The organism is Protofrankia sp. CiP1_Cm_nod2 (genome assembly GCF_920664355.1).
GTDB lineage: Bacteria > Actinomycetota > Actinomycetes > Frankiales > Frankiaceae > Protofrankia.
On record NZ_CAKKTL010000002.1, the window covers coordinates 41,217 to 57,172 of the forward strand.

At 69.6% G+C, this 15,956-nt stretch carries 17 protein-coding genes, 2 tRNA genes and 1 pseudogene; 12 read left to right on the plus strand and 8 right to left on the minus strand.

The window, feature by feature from the left end; all coding sequences use genetic code 11:
* Positions 1 to 11: 11 nt before the first annotated feature.
* Positions 12 to 84: transfer RNA gene (locus tag NBW84_RS00445), tRNA-Lys, on the minus strand.
* Positions 85 to 413: 329 nt separating this feature from the next.
* Here NBW84_RS00445 and NBW84_RS00450 point away from each other — a divergent pair.
* Complete coding sequence (locus NBW84_RS00450) at positions 414 to 1,346, plus strand: ABC transporter ATP-binding protein (protein ID WP_250280607.1); 933 nt, start codon at positions 414 to 416, stop codon at positions 1,344 to 1,346.
* Positions 1,347 to 1,359: 13 nt separating this feature from the next.
* Entirely contained in the window at positions 1,360 to 2,166 is an 807-nt protein-coding gene (locus tag NBW84_RS00455) for an ABC transporter permease subunit (RefSeq protein WP_250280610.1), read from the plus strand.
* Between the two features lie 33 nt (positions 2,167 to 2,199).
* On the opposite strand, the gene NBW84_RS00460 is transcribed toward NBW84_RS00455, so the two are convergent.
* Positions 2,200 to 2,475 carry a DUF6158 family protein gene (locus NBW84_RS00460; RefSeq protein ID WP_445548597.1) on the minus strand — a complete coding sequence of 92 codons (276 nt, stop codon included), beginning with the start codon at positions 2,473 to 2,475 and terminating at the stop codon, positions 2,200 to 2,202.
* A gap of 29 nt (positions 2,476 to 2,504) precedes the next feature.
* Positions 2,505 to 3,764 carry an acyl-CoA dehydrogenase family protein gene (locus NBW84_RS00465; protein ID WP_250280612.1) on the minus strand — a complete coding sequence of 420 codons (1,260 nt, stop codon included), beginning with the start codon at positions 3,762 to 3,764 and terminating at the stop codon, positions 2,505 to 2,507.
* Between the two features lie 509 nt (positions 3,765 to 4,273).
* On the opposite strand from NBW84_RS00465, the gene NBW84_RS00470 reads away from it, so the two are divergent.
* The 7 genes from NBW84_RS00470 (at position 4,274) to NBW84_RS00500 (ending at position 9,650) form a co-directional block, all read left to right on the plus strand.
* Positions 4,274 to 4,861, plus strand: coding sequence for a hypothetical protein (locus NBW84_RS00470; protein ID WP_250280614.1), 588 nt, complete (start codon positions 4,274 to 4,276; stop codon positions 4,859 to 4,861).
* Between the two features lie 240 nt (positions 4,862 to 5,101).
* Positions 5,102 to 6,946 (plus strand): carboxylesterase/lipase family protein, encoded by a 1,845-nt coding sequence (locus NBW84_RS00475; protein WP_445548598.1) that lies wholly within the window; start codon positions 5,102 to 5,104, stop codon positions 6,944 to 6,946.
* Positions 6,947 to 7,082: 136 nt separating this feature from the next.
* Positions 7,083 to 7,805, plus strand: coding sequence for a hypothetical protein (locus tag NBW84_RS00480; protein WP_250280615.1), 723 nt, complete (start codon positions 7,083 to 7,085; stop codon positions 7,803 to 7,805).
* Between the two features lie 223 nt (positions 7,806 to 8,028).
* A tRNA-Glu gene (locus NBW84_RS00485) sits at positions 8,029 to 8,101 on the plus strand.
* Between the two features lie 212 nt (positions 8,102 to 8,313).
* Positions 8,314 to 8,544 carry a hypothetical protein gene (locus NBW84_RS00490; RefSeq protein ID WP_250280617.1) on the plus strand — a complete coding sequence of 77 codons (231 nt, stop codon included), beginning with the start codon at positions 8,314 to 8,316 and terminating at the stop codon, positions 8,542 to 8,544.
* Between the two features lie 137 nt (positions 8,545 to 8,681).
* A complete protein-coding gene (locus NBW84_RS00495; protein ID WP_250280619.1) occupies positions 8,682 to 9,047 on the plus strand; it encodes a helix-turn-helix domain-containing protein in 366 nt (121 codons plus the stop codon).
* A gap of 315 nt (positions 9,048 to 9,362) precedes the next feature.
* Complete coding sequence (locus NBW84_RS00500; protein WP_250280621.1) at positions 9,363 to 9,650, plus strand: hypothetical protein; 288 nt, start codon at positions 9,363 to 9,365, stop codon at positions 9,648 to 9,650.
* A gap of 224 nt (positions 9,651 to 9,874) precedes the next feature.
* Here the strand turns inward: NBW84_RS00500 and NBW84_RS00505 are convergent, their stop codons facing one another.
* Together NBW84_RS00505 and vapB are read right to left on the minus strand one after the other, a co-directional pair.
* The gene (locus NBW84_RS00505; protein ID WP_250280623.1) at positions 9,875 to 10,309 is read right to left on the minus strand and encodes a PIN domain nuclease; all 435 of its coding nucleotides are present in this window, start codon (positions 10,307 to 10,309) and stop codon (positions 9,875 to 9,877) included.
* Positions 10,306 to 10,527, minus strand: coding sequence for a type II toxin-antitoxin system VapB family antitoxin (vapB, locus tag NBW84_RS00510; protein WP_250280625.1), 222 nt, complete (start codon positions 10,525 to 10,527; stop codon positions 10,306 to 10,308). Before vapB ends, NBW84_RS00505 begins: the two co-directional genes overlap by 4 nt.
* A gap of 322 nt (positions 10,528 to 10,849) precedes the next feature.
* Between vapB and NBW84_RS23950 the strand changes: the two are divergent.
* Both NBW84_RS23950 and NBW84_RS23955 read left to right on the plus strand, forming a co-directional pair.
* A pseudogene (locus NBW84_RS23950) lies at positions 10,850 to 11,002 on the plus strand (CATRA conflict system CASPASE/TPR repeat-associated protein); the annotation flags it as partial.
* A gap of 109 nt (positions 11,003 to 11,111) precedes the next feature.
* A complete protein-coding gene (locus NBW84_RS23955) occupies positions 11,112 to 11,252 on the plus strand; it encodes a hypothetical protein (RefSeq protein ID WP_445548200.1) in 141 nt (46 codons plus the stop codon).
* On the opposite strand, the gene NBW84_RS00520 is transcribed toward NBW84_RS23955, so the two are convergent.
* Positions 11,249 to 12,346, minus strand: a complete 1,098-nt coding sequence (locus NBW84_RS00520) for a hypothetical protein (protein ID WP_250280629.1) — start codon at positions 12,344 to 12,346, stop codon at positions 11,249 to 11,251. The two genes, NBW84_RS23955 and NBW84_RS00520, sit on opposite strands and share 4 nt — an antisense overlap.
* Before the next feature lie 112 nt (positions 12,347 to 12,458).
* Complete coding sequence (locus NBW84_RS00525; protein ID WP_250280631.1) at positions 12,459 to 12,758, minus strand: hypothetical protein; 300 nt, start codon at positions 12,756 to 12,758, stop codon at positions 12,459 to 12,461.
* 419 nt (positions 12,759 to 13,177) lie between these two features.
* On the opposite strand from NBW84_RS00525, the gene NBW84_RS00530 reads away from it, so the two are divergent.
* A complete protein-coding gene (locus NBW84_RS00530; protein WP_250280639.1) occupies positions 13,178 to 13,969 on the plus strand; it encodes a hypothetical protein in 792 nt (263 codons plus the stop codon).
* 206 nt (positions 13,970 to 14,175) lie between these two features.
* Here NBW84_RS00530 and NBW84_RS00535 read toward each other — a convergent pair.
* Positions 14,176 to 15,956, minus strand: a 1,781-nt coding sequence (locus NBW84_RS00535) for a DUF2334 domain-containing protein (RefSeq protein WP_445548599.1), incomplete at its 5' end; no start/stop codon positions are given.

Consider the following 15,956-nt stretch of genomic DNA (forward strand, 5'->3'; position numbering starts at 1 on the left):
ATGATCAAATGTGGGCCGCCAGGGGATCGAACCCTGAACCCGCAGATTAAAAGTCTGCTGCTCTGCCAGTTGAGCTAACGGCCCGCCGAGCCTGATCGTACCTGCCGTGGCGGGTCCCGACGCGGACGGGCGCCTCAGGGCCGATCTGCCCCCGGCTGTCGATGGCCCGTAATAGCCACCCGGTTTACTAGTACTACAGTGCCTACCTTGCGATCATCCTGTTCCGACGGGCCGGGACGGCTCCCCCGGACGCCGGTGGGGCCTGGCTCGGCTGCCCCGCCTGTCCTGGCGCGTAACCGTCCCATGCCCGCCTCCGCTGCGCCTGCTGCCGTTGTGCCTGCTGCCGTTGTGCCTGCTGCCGTTGTGCCTGCTGTCGCTGTGCCTGCTGTCGCCGGCGACGGGCGGGAGGCGGTATGACGTTCGCTATCCATGCGGATGGGCTGACCAAACGCTACCGGGGCCGGACCGTGGTCGACTGCCTCGACCTACAGGTGGCGACGGGCGACCGGTTCGGGTTCCTCGGCCCCAACGGCTCGGGCAAGTCCACGACCGTCCGGATGCTGCTGGGGCTGGTGCGTCCGAGCGCCGGCAGTGTCCAGTTGCTCGGCCGGAGCATGCCCCGTCACGCCCGGCAGGTGCTGCCCAAGGTCGGCGCGCTCGTGGAGGCTCCCGCGTTCCACACCTTCCTGCCCGCCCGGGTCGAACTGGCCGCTCTCGACTCGGCCGGGCGTGGCGGCGCCCGGCGCTCGCGCCGCAAGCGGATCGAGGACACGCTGGAACGGGTCGGGCTCGGTGACGTCGACGACCGGCCCATCGGCAGGTTCTCGCTGGGAATGAAGCAGCGGCTCGCCCTGGCCGCGGCGCTGCTGCGGCATCCCAAACTGCTCATCCTGGACGAGCCGACGAACGGGCTCGATCCGCAGAGCATCCGGGAGATCCGCGACCTGCTGCTCGAGCTGAACGCCGCGGGAACGACCGTCTTCCTGTCCTCGCACCTGCTCGCGGAGGTCGAGATGCTCTGCACCGAAACAGCGATCATCTGTGACGGCCGTCTGGTCGCCCATGACTCGCTCAACGCGCTGTGTGGCCCGACCGGCCGGGTGACCCTGCGCACCCCGGATTCCGATCTTGCCGCGCACCTGCTCGAGCGCGTCCTGGAGGGCCGGGAGGGGCACTCCCTGATCGCGCGGACGCTGAATCCCATGGCGCTCAACGCCGCGCTGGTCTCGGCCGGCGTGCGCGTGCACGAACTGGTGGTGGAACGCCGGACGCTCGAGGACGTCTTCCTCGAGCTGACCGGTAGTGACGGGGGCGGCGGCTGGGAGCCGGCCGAGGACGAGCAGTGATCCGGGGCGGACTATGATCCGGGTCGAGCTGCGCCTGCTGTTGCTGCGGCGGCGGACGTGGCTGTCGGTGTTGATGCTCGCGGCGCTGCCGGTCATCGTCGCCTTCTTCCTGAAGATCAGCGGAACCGGTTCGAAGCCGATAGGCCCGGCGTTCCTGGCCGAGGTCGTCCGCAACGGCACATGGTTCCCGGTCGCGGCCCTCGCGCTCGTCCTGCCGCTGTTCCTGCCGGTGGCGGTGCTTCTGCTGGCGGGGGACGCGATCGCGGGCGAGGCGAGCGCCGGCACTCTGCGTTATCTGGTCATACGTCCGGTCGGACGGGGACGGCTGCTGGCCGCCAAGATGATCTCGATCATCGCCTATCTGCTGATCGCGGTGAGCGCGGTGACCTCGACCGCGTTCACGGTCGGCTGGGCGCTGTTCGGGCTCGCTCCCATCCAGCCGCTGTCCGGTGGGGGGCCGCCCTTCTCCCTGCCGGACGCGACGATCCGGATCGGACTGTCGGCGCTGTTCGTGGCCGCTTCCATGCTCGGGATCGCCGGCTTCGGGCTGTTCCTGTCGACGATCACGTCCACGCCGCTCGCGGCCACGCTCGGTGCGCTCGGCATCCTGGTCACCGCGGGTGTGCTCGACCAGATCCCGTCCGCCGAGGTCATTCAGCCCTACCTGCCCACGCACTACTGGATGGCGTTCGTCGACCTGTTCCGCGCGCCGGTCCCCTGGTCCAGCATCCAACACGGGCTGCTGCTCGAGGGCGGCTACGGCCTGGCAACGATCATCCTGGCCAGGATCGTGTTCGCGGCCCGGGACATCACGAGCTGACCGGGCACGTCACGAGCCGTCACGGGCCGGCCGTCACGAGCCGCCACGGCCCACGGCAGCGGCCCGACGGCTGCCGGCACGGGTCCGTAGCGGGTCCGGTGTGAGCACCGCGGCGAACCGGCGCCGGTATTCGTACTCCAGGCTGAGCATCCGTGACGTGTGCGTGTCGAACGCGTCCCCGGTGCCGTGCAGGAACGTCTCGTGCCGGGTCGCGTGCAGGTGTTCCACTTCACGGACAAGATCCTCATCGGAGAGATCGCCGGGCGGGATGCCTTCAGGACGACGCTTCATACCGTCCTCGATACCCACCTGACCCGCTGTAGCCACCTCACCGTCAGTCACCACCAGAACGGGTCGAGATCGTCCAGGACGACGTTCGCGAGCACCTCGAGATCATGATCGACGTGGCTGTGCCGCAGGTGGAAACCAAGGTCGGCGACGCGCCGGGCATAGCCGCGGTCGGAGCACAGCGGCCCCGGGCCGAGCGCGCGCCCCACCAGGTCGATCACCTCCGTCGCGCATGTCTCGATCGCGGCCCGCACCTGCAGGGCGCGCCGCCGCGCCGAGCCGCCGGCGTCGTCGGGGTCGGCGTCGATCTCCCGTGCGGCCGTCTCCAGGACGCAGCGCCCGGCCATCAGCAGCGCGTCCACCCGGCCCAGGTGGGCCAGCGCACGCGCGTCCAGCGGCCGCCCCCTCCGGTCGGCGAACCAGTGATGGCCGGCGGGAGCGGGGCCACCGGTGGGCCCGTACCGGCTGACGGATCCGTGGTGGCCGGCGGTACGGCCGGCCCAGCCTTCATGATCGTAACGGCCTTCGCGGCCGGCTCGGTCGAGTCGGCCGGCGGCGAACAGCGGGCGGGCCACCCCGATCGCGCCGCCGAACCAGCAGGCCGCGACCCCTGCCGCGGCGTGCCAGAACACGGGCCGCTCCGAGTAGGCCGCGGCGGCCACGCCGAAGCGGCCGGACGTCCCGGACGGCCCGACCGGCCCGCCCACCGCCACGGCCGGCGCCCCGTCGAAGAGCACCGTCGCGGTGTCCGCGCCGGCGGCCATTGTCCGGGACGCCCGCCCACCGGCCGCCACCGCGATGCCGCGGTCGTCCAGCCGCACGGCGAACAGCTGGTGTGTCTCCCCCTCCTCGGCGGTGGTGATCTCGGCTGCCACCAGGGCATGGGTGAGCACCCGCGCCCCCGAGCAGGCCGGCCTGGCGCCGTGCAGCGTCCAGCCGTCCGGGCCCCGGTGGGCGACCAGCGGGCTCACCGGGGTGTCGACGTCCCACACCCCCCACCGCTGGTCACGCTGTGGCACCGGCCCGCCCAGCTCGTTCAGGAGCGCGGCCGCGCCGGCGTGCCCGGCCGCCAGCCGCGCCAGTGTGCCGTCGCTGACAGCAAGATCGGCAAGGACGCGCCAGCGGGCGGCGGTGGAGCCCGCGGCGGGCGGTGGAGGATCGAGCCGGCCGGACGCGACGAGCGCACCGAGCGCCGCACCGGCCCGGGTCGGATCCGACAGGTCCGCGGGCAGCGCCCGGTCCGGATCCGCGCCTGGTGGGACGTCGAGCGGGATGTCGAACGGGCCGGCCGTCGTGACACTCGTTGTCATCAGGATCACCTCATGCCATGTGATGCCGCGTGAATGCCGTGTGATGCCGTGTGATGCCGTGTGCGTGCGCGGACGGCTGCCCGGCGCCGCCGCACGTCCCGCCACTGCCAGTTGCATTACTACTGGTATCTCTGACACCTCGAAGGGTGATGGATTTGTGTCCGCATCCCGCGGATGCCAAACGTGACCCACCCCGGCGTCCTTTACTGTCGGTCACATAACATCCACACTTACCCAACACGTGGCGACAACACTACGTATGGCACCAGAACACGCTAGCCTGCCACTCATATCGGATGTGTCGGATGTGTCGGATGTGTCGGCCGGCGCCATGGCGACGGACCAGGATGCGCGTGATGTGGAGGTGCCGCACGATGTCGTGCGATGCCGCCATGGCCGTGGGCCGCCCTCACGGCGGCAGCCGCGGCAGAAATCGCGGCATACACGGTAAGCAATACCGTAAGCACACTACGTCCGGCCATCGCACGGTGCGACACGTGTCGAGACGTATGGCACGACATGCGCCGAGCTGGGCGTTCCGGCCATTCTTCCGCGCCCGCCCGGAAGAGCGCAACAACGGCACGCTGGCCCTGCGGGCGCTGATCCTCGCGATGACCGTCGCGGCGGCCGGGCCGGTCGCGACCCTGTTCAGGGACGCGGATCCCGCGGGAGCCACCCGACAGCTCGACCCGATTATCACCGTAAGTAACAGCAACATCGGAGGCGCGCTCCTCGCGGACACCCGCTGCCACCCCGACGCGCTCCCCGGCCCGGAGATGGTGCCGCGCGTCGGGTTCGCGACCAGGGCGGCCTCGTGCCCGATCACACGGCCCTCCCTGCCGATCAGCCGGGCCGGCCCGTCCCCGAGCGCCGGAAGGACGACCACCACCCCTGCTCCCGAACCGTCCTCCAGAGCACCGCTGGCGGGCAACCGCCACGGTAGCGATGACGCCGTCCCCATCCCGACATCCATGAAGACGCCACAGCTGCCACCGGCGGGCGTCCTGAGCATCCGCCTGGCCGCCGGCCTGCGGGGGCACGTCGCGGCGACCCGCAGAGCGAGCGGAACGGAGGACCTCGTCGGCTCCGGCCGCTGAGCCTACGATCGCTGTGGACGATCACCGTGCCGGTGCCGGCGGGAACCCGTCCGCGCGGCGGACGGCCGGCTGCCGTCATCATGAGAATCGGCAAGGAATGGATACGGAAGCAGCGCGCCGGGAAGCATCACACCGACCACCGGCATGAACCGTCGGGAACCCGAGCCCGGCGAGGATATGGACCATGAGACCGGGGGGGCAGCCATGGAGCCGGTCCATATCCGGAGTACGGCGTCGGGCATGATGTCGCTGCTCCTCGTCGTCGCCCTCTTCCTTACGGTCACGTCATGCTCGGCCAACCCGGCCCATGACGACCGTGAACAGGCCGGTGGCGGTTCAACGAGAACCAGCCCCACAGTCGTGCCCGTGACCGGCGGTACGGTCCGCGGCGCGCGCACCGCCCTGGGCACGTCCTTCTATGGAATTCCATATGCGGCACCGCCGGTCGGTGACCGACGGTGGCGCTCACCCCAGCCCGTCGCGCCCTGGACAGGTATCCGGAATGCCACGAAGAAAGCGCATCCCTGCCTTCAGGGCAGCCCGGACAACGGCGGCCTGGGCGAACAGTCCGACGAGGACTGTCTTTTCGTCAACGTTCACGTTCCCGCCGTGGGCGGCGACAGCGGCGCGGACGGCGGCCAGCTCGGCGGCCCCGGCCCGAACGGTGACACGGGCGGCGAGACGAGCGGCGGGGCGGGCCGTGACCGGGCGGGCGGTGGCCGGCTACCGGTGATGTTCTGGATCCACGGCGGTGGTTTTGTCGGCGGCTCCGCGAACGAATACGACGGAAGCCTGCTCGCCGCGACAGGCCGGGTGGTCGTCGTCTCGGTCGAATACCGCCTGGGAATTCTGGGATATCTTGCGCTGCCCGGGCTCGACGCCGAGGACAGGCAGCCCGGGAACAGCCGGTCCGAGAACGGACAGCCCGGGAACGGACAGCCCGGCAGCGGACAGCCCGGGAACGGGCAGCCTGGCAGCGGGCAGGCGCGGCCGGGCGACTCCGGGACATACGCGGTCCAGGACATCACGGCCGCGCTGCGCTGGGTTCGTGACAACATCGCCGCGTTCCACGGCGACCCCGGCAACGTGACGGTCTTCGGCGAGTCGGCCGGGGCGATCGGTACCTGCGCGCTGCTCGCCTCCCCGCCCGCGGCCGGCCTGTTCCATCGCGCGATCGTGCAGAGCGGCCCGTGCTCATGGCCGTTCCTGACAGTGCGGGACGCCGAGCGGACCGGGACCGACACCGCGCGCAGGCTCGGCTGCACCGACCCCGTCCGGGCGGCGGACTGCATGCGTGCGCTACCCGCCCGGGACGTGCTCGCCGCGGCCGACCAGCAGGCCGACATCCTCAGCCCGTTCCCGTGGGCGCCCGTGACAGGCGGGCGGACGCTGCCGGTGCCACCGTCCACGGCCATCGCCACCGGCGCCTTCGCGAAAGTGCCGGTCATCATCGGGACGGTGCGGGACGAGGGCCGCATTTTCACCAGGCCCTGGAGCGGCCGGGCCGGCCGGTTGACCGACCAGCAGGTGAACGCGGTCCTCGACCAGCATTTCCACGACAGGATCGGCGCCGTCCGCAGGGACTATCCGCCGGGCTCGGCGCCGCCGGCCGAACGGCTCGCCCGTGTCATCACCGACGCGCTGTTCACCTGCCCGAGCGTGGCCTCGGCGTCCATGCTGACGCGGGCCGGCGTGCCGGTCTTCTCCTACGAGTTCGACCTGCCCGACAGCGCACCGTCCGTTCCGGGCACGCTCCCCGGTGCCTCGCACGGATGGGAACTCGGCTACCTGATCCCGGACGCCGACCAGCAGTGGCCTGGCTCGGCCCACCGGGAACTGTCCGACACGATGATCCAGTACTGGACGAGGTTCGCGGCCACCGGCGACCCGAACACACCGCCGGCCGGGGCGCCGAACCGCAGGGACGGCGTGGGCGCGGCCGGCCGGACGCTCCCCACCCCGGCGCCGCCCGTCTGGCCGGTCCACACCACCGAGCGGGCGCAGACGCTGTCGATCAGGCCCGGTGACATCCGTCCGATCAGCACCCTCGCCGACGACCATCACTGCGCAACCTGGCAGCGGTGACCGGCTGCCGGCTGCCGGCTGCCGATTTCCGGTTTCCGGCTGCCGGCTGCCGGCTGCCGGCGGCTTCTGCCCATCCCGTCCGGATGGGACCCTGGACGGACATACCGCTCCCAGGCGAAGGCAGAAGGAGACATCAATGGTCGACGCCCACGCCGCCGTGGACGGCTTCCTGCCGAGCGGCCAGGCCCTTCCCTTCACCAACGACTTCCCCAGGCAGCCCGTCCTGAAGATCAGAGTCCCGGGTGTCGGCCGGGTGCCGGTCGGGGACGCCAGCCGCGGGCTGTGCGGAGGGATGGCCTACGCCACTCGCGATCTTTTCGAGGCGAGGCTGCCACCGCCCACGTCCAAGGAGGTGCCACCACCCGACTCGCCGCTGTACCGCTACCTCGTCCGCCGGCTGTTCGACAGCTTCGACATCCCGCGTGGCGTCGCCCGCTACTACCGGCTCATGTCCACCCGGGACGCGGACACCACCCGGTCATCGCTGACGCTGCGCGGCGCCGGGCGGATCACCGTTGTGGACGAGTGGCCACAGGTACGCCTCGACATCGACCGCGGCACACTGTCCCCGCTCGGCATCATCACGGTGCGCTCCTACAGCCCCTTCCAGCTCGGCCACAACCACCAGGTGCTCGCGTACGCCTACGAGCAGCGACAGACCGCGGTCACGCTACGGGTCTACGACCCGAACACACCGCTGGAGCGGGCCGACACCGTGACGCTGTCCTTCGACGTCGCGGACCCGAGCGGCCCGGTGCCGGTCAGGCACAACCTGGCCATCGGCGGACGCCCGGTCCGGGCGTTCTTCCGCACCCGGTACCGCTGGACGGACCCACGGCCCGCGCTCCCGGCCACCTGACCTCACCGGAGCGGGACGCGGGGCCGCCCCTCCGCCGCGGACAGCCGGACAGCCGGACAGCCGGACCATCCCGACCCGCTCCCGCCCGCTTCGCGCCGGCCCGGCGAGCCACGGGCGGAAGGCGGTTTGTCGTCACCGCCCGCCGTCCCCTATGCTCAGCTTGCCGTACCGACGGCAGACGTCGCCGCGTCCGAGCTGTGAGCCAGCCCGATCGCTGCTGCCCGCCCCCATCGTCTAGCGGCCTAGGACATCGCCCTTTCAAGGCGGTAGCACGGGTTCGAATCCCGTTGGGGGCACGCTCCGTGTCGTGCGGTGAGTGGCAGCATCGTGGTGGCCGGCGTGGCTGTTGCTGACCCACTGTGGCTCGCTCGGGCCGCCGGCCTGCGGTCGTTGGTGCAACGGTCCCGCCGGTTCCGCTGAGGTTCGGTGCATCGTTCGTCGGCTGCGTCGCGGCTCGCGGCCGGCTATGAGGTTGACGTTGTATTAACCGGGGCTCATCCTCGGGGAGGTGATCGTCGGCTGGACCGACGAGTTCGACCGCTGGCTGACCCGCGCGGAAGAACAGGGAGGCCGCGTCCTCACCGTCGCTGTCGCGCTCCTACAGGCGCTCACTGAGCTCCCGGCCAGCCCCCTCGAGGAGTCCCCGACCTTCAAACGGGTACGGCAAGCCCGCCGCCACGAACTCTGGCGCGTCGCCCACCCCTTCGACCCGGACGTCGCGGTCCGGATCATCTGCTGATTCCCCGCCGACGACCACGTCGTGGTCGCGTTGATCGGGTTCGACAAGAAGACGATCGGCGACGTGTTCTACGCCAGTGCCGCCACCCGCGGTGAAGCCCTCGTCGACGCCTGGCTGCGCCAGCAAGGAGGCACCCCATGACCGACAACGACACGACCGAGGGCGGCGTCACGTTCCTCCGCGGCAACGACCGCATCCGTCAGCTCGCCCAACGGCCCGATATCGCCGACGAGGTCGCCCAGGTCCGTGCAGGCATGGCCGAAGCCGACCGTACCTACGCGATGGGCTTGGCCGCGCTCCGCCAGGCTGCCACCCTCACCCAGGTCGAGCTTGCTCGCCGCATGGGTGTCACCCAGGCAGCCATCAGCCGCATGGAACAGCCGCACGACCTTCTGTTGTCGACGCTCAACGCCTACCTGGCGGCCATCGGCGGCACTGCCTACATGATCGTCCGTTTCGCCGACGGCCACGAAACCACCCTCAACCTCGCCAAACTTGCATAACCGGACAGCGGGTCGTCGGCCGCCTGGCGGTCGCATTCGAGGCTTGGGCGCCCATTTCGAGCACCGGGGCCGGTCTTCTGGCTCCCGGGCCCGGCGGACTGAGGGTTGTGGAACCTGCGGACTCCGAAGTCCCGGGAACCATCGATGCCCCGAGGGACACTCGGAAGACCATGGATGCGGTCGGGCGCCCTGGCGGACTCCCGCCACGCACGCACATAGCGTGCGCGCATGGGATCAGGCCACGACGATCAGTCGGTGGGCGCGTCTTCGACGCCGAGCAGCCGGCGAGGCGGCGGCCGTCGCGAGCCGCCCACCATGGTCTTTGAGATCCATTGCTTGGACGGTGAGCAGAGCAAGCGTCTCGGCCTCGTGCAGGCACGAGCGATCCACGATGTTCTGGCCTGGATAGCCCAGAACCGGCTGAACGGGGCCGCGCCCGACACCTCGACCGAATCCGGTCACGGGGTCAATCCTGCGCTTGAGGCGGACCCGCACCTCCCTGATCAACAAAATGGCGACCGGTCGGATCACCAGTCCGATTTCACATTTCCAAACTTCGCCCGTATCAAGGGCATCAAGAATTTGGTCGCCAACAACGGCTGATAAAAGAAGCGGAATCACGCAACGCTAGAGCGGCGGACTCTCTGCTTCCGAGCCTGTCCGGAGCATGTCGACAGTTGAAGCCACGAGGAGGAACGGTCCAGGCGAGGGTGACGAGGCTGGCGAAGATGATCGCACAGGGTCGTCCGGGCCCATGGTGATGATCGACCTCGGCGTCAACGGCCTTCATCGCCCGGAGAAGATGGGGCAGACCTGGGCTCACCGAGCTACCCGGTGCCGAGACGGAGCCTCTCGGCGGGCTGCCCGGTGACCGCGGCGATCAGCTCGAAGTCCTTGTCGACATGGAGCACCACAAGCCCGGCGAGTTCGGCCGTGGCGGCGATGAGTAGGTCGGGGACGGATGGTGCGCGGTGGTGCCCGGTGCCGGCGAGCAGCTCCTGGACCTCGACAGCCCTGGACTCGATACGGGGCGTGGTGTTCTCGACGGGCATCGCCGAGACCGGCGGCCGGCGCAGCCGGACGCGGAGATCCTGAACGGATCGTGCGGAGAAGCCGACCTCCAGGATCGTGACCGTCGTGATCCGGAGCAGGCCCTGCTGGATGCGGGACAGCCACAGGTCGGCGTCGGGACTCTCGCTCAGCCGGACGAGAGCGGATTTGTCGACGAGCCAGCGCTGCGTCGTCTCGGCTGTGGCGGTCACGCCCAGGCCTGCCGCATAACCTCCGGGTCGGCGAGATCGCGGAAGGTGGTGCTGAACCAGCGCAGGTCGTCGAGGGTCACCGGGGTGGCCGAGCGTGCCGCATCCTGGGCAAGCTGTCGGCGGAGATACTCGTTGCGGGACAGACCGAGCCGAGCGGCATGCGCCTCGACGGCTGCCAGCACGTCATCGGGCACGTCACGGATGAGCACATCGGACATCAGCCGCACCTCCAAGCGATATCCCATGCTATCAGACACCGGCCGGGCCGCCCTGCGGACCCGGGCAGCCGAGCAGCTTTGCACCTCCGGGCAGCTGGGCGGCCCCCGACATCGAGGTTGCCGGTGAGGAAGCTCAGGGCCACGGTTACCCCGAGCAGAAAGTCACCAGAGGATCATAACCGTCCATCCACCCGCCTGACATCCCGGAAAACGCCAGAACTGTCTGGAACGTGAGCGTCTCCGCCGACGACATCCGGGGGACGGCATCGACGAGAACCTGACACCCGGCCCAGCCGGGCCACTGGTCGCGCCGGAACTCGTGATGCACGTGTTCGCCCCGGTCGGCGGCGAGCACGCGGCCGAAGCATACGACTACCTGCGCCGGGTCTGGGACGCCTGTGGCGACCAGTTCGGCATGTGGTATCCGATCAGCACGCTCGGCCTGCCCCGGCATCCGCCCGAGCGGCACCGGCCAGCGACCGCCCAGGTCGAGGAGCCGATCGCGGCACAGCAGCGCGGCCGGACCGGACGACAACCGGCCACGAACCCACCGACGGCACCGACGGCACTGGCAGCACCGGCAGATGCGAGTGCTCGTCCTCGCGGACGAGTGGCTCTCCGGCCGGGGTGGTATCACCGCGCTGAACCGGTATCTGTGCGCCGCGCTGTCCGCGGCCGGTGTAACCGTCTGCGGCCGGTCTAACCGTCTACCGTGTCGTCTCTAGGGAGACACGGTCGGAACGCAGTCCTGGATGGCCAGTGATTGTATGGTCGACTTGTACTCTTTGATAGTCACGGATGAACCGGCGATGTACTCTGGGGAGCCGGGGGAGACGTTGCCTCTGATCCCGACCACGTACCGGATCGCCGTGTTCTCGTCCATGCCCAGATGCATGAGGCCTTCGGTCATCACGCGGGCATAGCGATAATTCAGTGGGTTGAAGAACGGCTCGCACGGTTTCTCATCGTAGAACCATCGCGAAGGACGTTCGTTTAGCATTGATTCCGCCACGTCCGAGTTCTGGTGAACATCGCGGAGGGTCCAAGGGGCTGTGAAGCAGACGATGTCTTCTCGCTGTTTATCCGGTCGAGTAGGAGTCCGGCCTCGGAACAGCAGCATGCGTCCGTAGAGCTGATTACTGAGATCCAGTTTTCTCTCCTGTTCGAGTACGTGCCATCGGTCAATGAGGATCCGGACGGTCTCTTCGTACTTGCGAGGGTCGATGTGGCACTCGTCGAGCATGATCATTAAAAACCATTTGAGGGGCATGCGGTAAAGGCTGAAGTAGGTGATATCGTTCACGTCGCCAGTCGGTTCGACGAAGACCCCTCCGCTCGCCCAGTCCGCCTTGTTTACCGGCTGCCATCGCAGGGATCGAAGTGCAGCGTAGATCGCCACCCCGCTCATCCGGATGCCGCCGATACGCTCTATCTCGCCGTTGGGTATTCCCGCGGCATCGAGATAGAGGCCGAGGCGGTCGATGCCACCCCTGTCGTTGCTGGCCAGGTTGGTTCCGTACGCCCCGTAGAGAACGTACCGCGGAACATGGTCGGATGCCGTCTCCAGAACCGACTCCACTGCGTCCCGTGCCGCGTCCACTTGTGGCGGCTCCCTTCCCTGTCGGCCTCGGGTGATAGAACAGACATCTCCTATCTCAGAATAACAGGGCTCCGACGTTCTCGGGATCTTTCCGGCTTTCCCGGGGAAGCCGTGGAAATCAGGAGTGGTGGTCGCGGTGGTGCGTCCGCGGCAGCGGGGCCAGAGCTCCGGCACGTTTTCCTCTTGTCCTGTTTCCCGAGTTCCGCAGTTGGTGGTCACACGAATCTTCTGATCATGGTGCTGGCCTGTGGAAACGCGTGTAGGGCCGGATGGGGGGCGTGTGTCCACGCCCTCGGGCCTGGCCGATCCTGCGAGGGCTGTTCCGGGGTGATCAGCTGGGGCCGAAGGCGGTGGCCCGGGCGGGTGGTGGGACGGAAACTGCCTGGCAGATGGCCTTCTGGGCCGGGGCGAGGGTGGTGCTCTGGGCGACCGTGCCGGCGAGGATGATCTGCATGATCCGGCCGGTCTGGCGGCGGATCGTGCACCAGGTTTGCTCGGATCGGCGTTCGGCGATCCGGTCGAGGTCGGCGGTGCGCCGTGCCTGGTCGCGGGTGGCCTGGTCGGGGCTGTGGCAGAGGATGAACCGGGTGCCGTCGGCGTCGTCGAGCCGGACTTCCTTGTGGACAATCATGAAATTCCCCAGCCGTGCGGGCCGGTGCGGGCCGAACGAGCCGGTTAGGCTAACCTAAGTAGTACTGTCCGGGCTGGGGCTGTCTCCCGTGCATGCGCCTGTAACCTGCGCTGCCGCATCGCATGATGCGGCAGGAACTCCCCGGGGCAGAGCAGCCTGTGCGTCCATGCCCGGCTTCCCGGCACCGCGCGGGCTCGAATCCCGACGGAGATCCCGACTGGTGCATGCGAGTGGTGATCCCTCTTGACCGCCCTGCTCACCGAGGTCTCAACGGCCGGTTGCCCGGCCGGCCGAGGCCGGTCCCGCCGGTGGACGTCTCGCGGCGGCTCACCTGGTCCCCCACGGCCCGGTGTGTTTGCCCACCGCGCCCACGTTGCCCAGGGCGGGAAAAAACGTGACGATGGATGACCGTGACGGTCATGGATCAGTTCCAGCGAATATCGCCCCGGATTTTCGGCCGGCTTCCCCGGAACGCCCGGGAACAGGATTCCCGGAACGGGGACGGCCGGCCGGGGAACGCGCGGAAATCGGCCCGGCGGCGCTCCGCGCGCGACCGGGCGGCGGGGCTGGCCGGGATTACCGCGGTACTCGTCGCGGGCGTGGCCGCCTGCGGCCCGGAACCGGGCCGGCCGGTGGGGGAACGGTCCCCCGGCCGGTGGGAGATCACCGTTTACTACACCGCGGTGGAGAGCTACCACGCGGGCTCACCGCTGGCCGTGCGGGGCTGTCCACGGCGGGACTGCGCCTTCGGCGACGATCTCCTGGGCACCTTCCCGGAGGACTTCGCCCAGGCGGTGCGTGACGAGGGGACAGGCCGGATCACCAGCGGGCCGCGACGGGGGTCGTTCCTGAACTGGTCGCACGACACCGGTTTCTGGCTCGACGACATCCCGGCCGACAGCGCCGGCCGGGCGCTGGTTCCGTTCCGGACGGCGGCGGCCGACGCCGGCACACTCCCCCCCGGGACGGCCTTCCTCGTCGAGGACTGCGGCCGGGAGGAGGACGGCTCCGGGATCGACCCGGACGCCTGCGCCGCGCTGCGCCGGGGGAGGTGGGAGGTCCGCGACGAGTTCACCCCCGGGCTCGGCGGCCCCGGCCACGTCGACCTCTACATCGGCGAGGAGGACAGGCCGGACTTCAGCGGGACCAGCCCGCGCTACCTGACCGGCGTCGGCGCCCGGCTCACCGTCACCGGCCGCGGCACAGGCTGACCGCGGCCAGGACCGGCCGGCCAGCGCCCGGCCGGCCCGTGTCGACCGGTACGGGCGGATCCCGCTAACGGGATCCGCCCGGCCAGGAATGGCCGCCCACCGGCTCACCGGTTTTTCAGCGGTCTTTCATCGGCTTTTTCGGCGGACGTTGCGGAATAGGTTGCTGGAATCCTCAGGAAGGTGTTCGGAGCGGATTTTCAGAGTTTTCAGAGGCTGTTGGCCGAGACGAAGGTGTAGCCGAGGCCGCGCACGCCTTCGACGACGTCCTCCAGGTAGCCCAGGCCCAGATACGGGTGGTAGAAGAAGCTGGCGAACCCGTCCCGGATGACCAGGTTCTTCTGCGCCGCCCCGATCAGGTCGGCGGGCAGCCGGGCCGGATGGTTGTTGAACGGCTCCGGCTCGATGTTGCCGATGTTCTCCGGGATCACGAACGAGCCGTAGACGTCGGTCACCGGATACGGGAAGAACTGCCCGGCGTACTTCGTGGAGTCGATCGCCCCGCCGGCCAGCTGGTTGCGGAAGTACAGACCCCGGTCGTAGCGCCGCGGGAACTTCTGCGCCGCCGCCTTGTAGTCCGCCGCCGACCCGGCGTAGTGCGGGAACTCGAACACGTTCGGCGCCGTGAACCCGGCGGCGGTGAACCCGGCCTTGGCGTTGTTCAGCCGGCCGGCGGCCCAGGACTGGCTGTCGCCGGGAACCGGCCCGTCATAGATGACGTTGTTCTGCGCGTCGATGTGCGCCCGGAAGAACTCGAAGTCGTCCGCGCTCGCCCCCGAATACGGGTTCGCCACATTCGAGTACTGGTGCGTCCAGCCGTGGACGATGAGCGACCCGCCGCGCTGGACGGCGTACTGCAGCGCGCTGACCACATCCGGCCGGGACGCCAGTGTGTAGTCCTGCGGGACGCCGTTGTTGTAGGTGCCGTTCGCGTCGACGTACCGCGGGTAGACGGCGATCGAGAACGGGATGTTCTCATTGTGGAGGTAGTCGGCGATGTCCCGCAGCTCGTCCGGGTCGGCGTCCGGGCCGACGTCCTCGATCCGGACCAGTGCCCGGTGCCGCTGCGTGGTCTGCGGCGCGAGCAGGTCGAAGAGCAGGTCGGCCAGGACGAGGTAGCGGTCGGTCGCGTCGGCGTAGGAGTACGGGATCTCACCGATGTAGGTGAGGTTGTTCGACCGGACCGCCCACGGGAAGCGGCTGCCGTCGGCGCGTACCGCCTCGGCCACCACGGTCGCGACGGCCGGGTTCACCGTGGAGTAGTTCAGGATGCCGGAGCCGTTCGCCGCATAGCGGGTCAGGTCGGTCCCCTTGTAGCTGACCTTACCGACCGACGAGGTGTCGAAGGCTGACCAGTTCCACCCGTAGTTCGTGGTGAAGTTCGGGTCCTGCGCGGTGAGCTGCCAGATGTTGTCGTAGATCCAGATCACCGGCCGGGTCTTCGCCAGCACGTCGGTGAGGAACGCCGTCGGCACCTGCTCGTCGTAGGTCGAGCCGATGTAGATCACGGCCGCGTAGGAGTTCTGCTCGCCCGCGGTGTAGCTGCTGACCGGGTGCGCGGTCCAGGTGCCGAACCGGGAGACCAGGTTGGCCGTCTGGATGGCGTACTGCTCGCCCAGCCAGCCCCATGGGCCGGTCGTGTCGTAGAGGACGAGGGTGCCCGTGGCGCCGCCGCTCAGCACCGTGGCGCCGCCGCTCAGCACCGTGGCGCCGCCGCTCAGGGCCGTGGCGCCGCCGCTGGCGCTCCTGGAGAGGTCGGGCGCGGGGGTCCGCGGCCCGGTCGTGGGCTTGGTGGGCCGCGGCGCGCGCCGCGGCGGTGTCGTGCCCGGCGGGGGCGGCGGGGCCGGTAGTAAGGCGTTCAGCCCGTCTCCACCCGGTACCTGTGCCGTGCCGGGAGTGGCGGGGGCGGGCCGCGCGGACGGTTCCGCCGGGGCGGCCGCGCTGGCGGTGCCAACGCCCGCGCCGAGGGCGGCGGCGAGCAGCCCGGCCG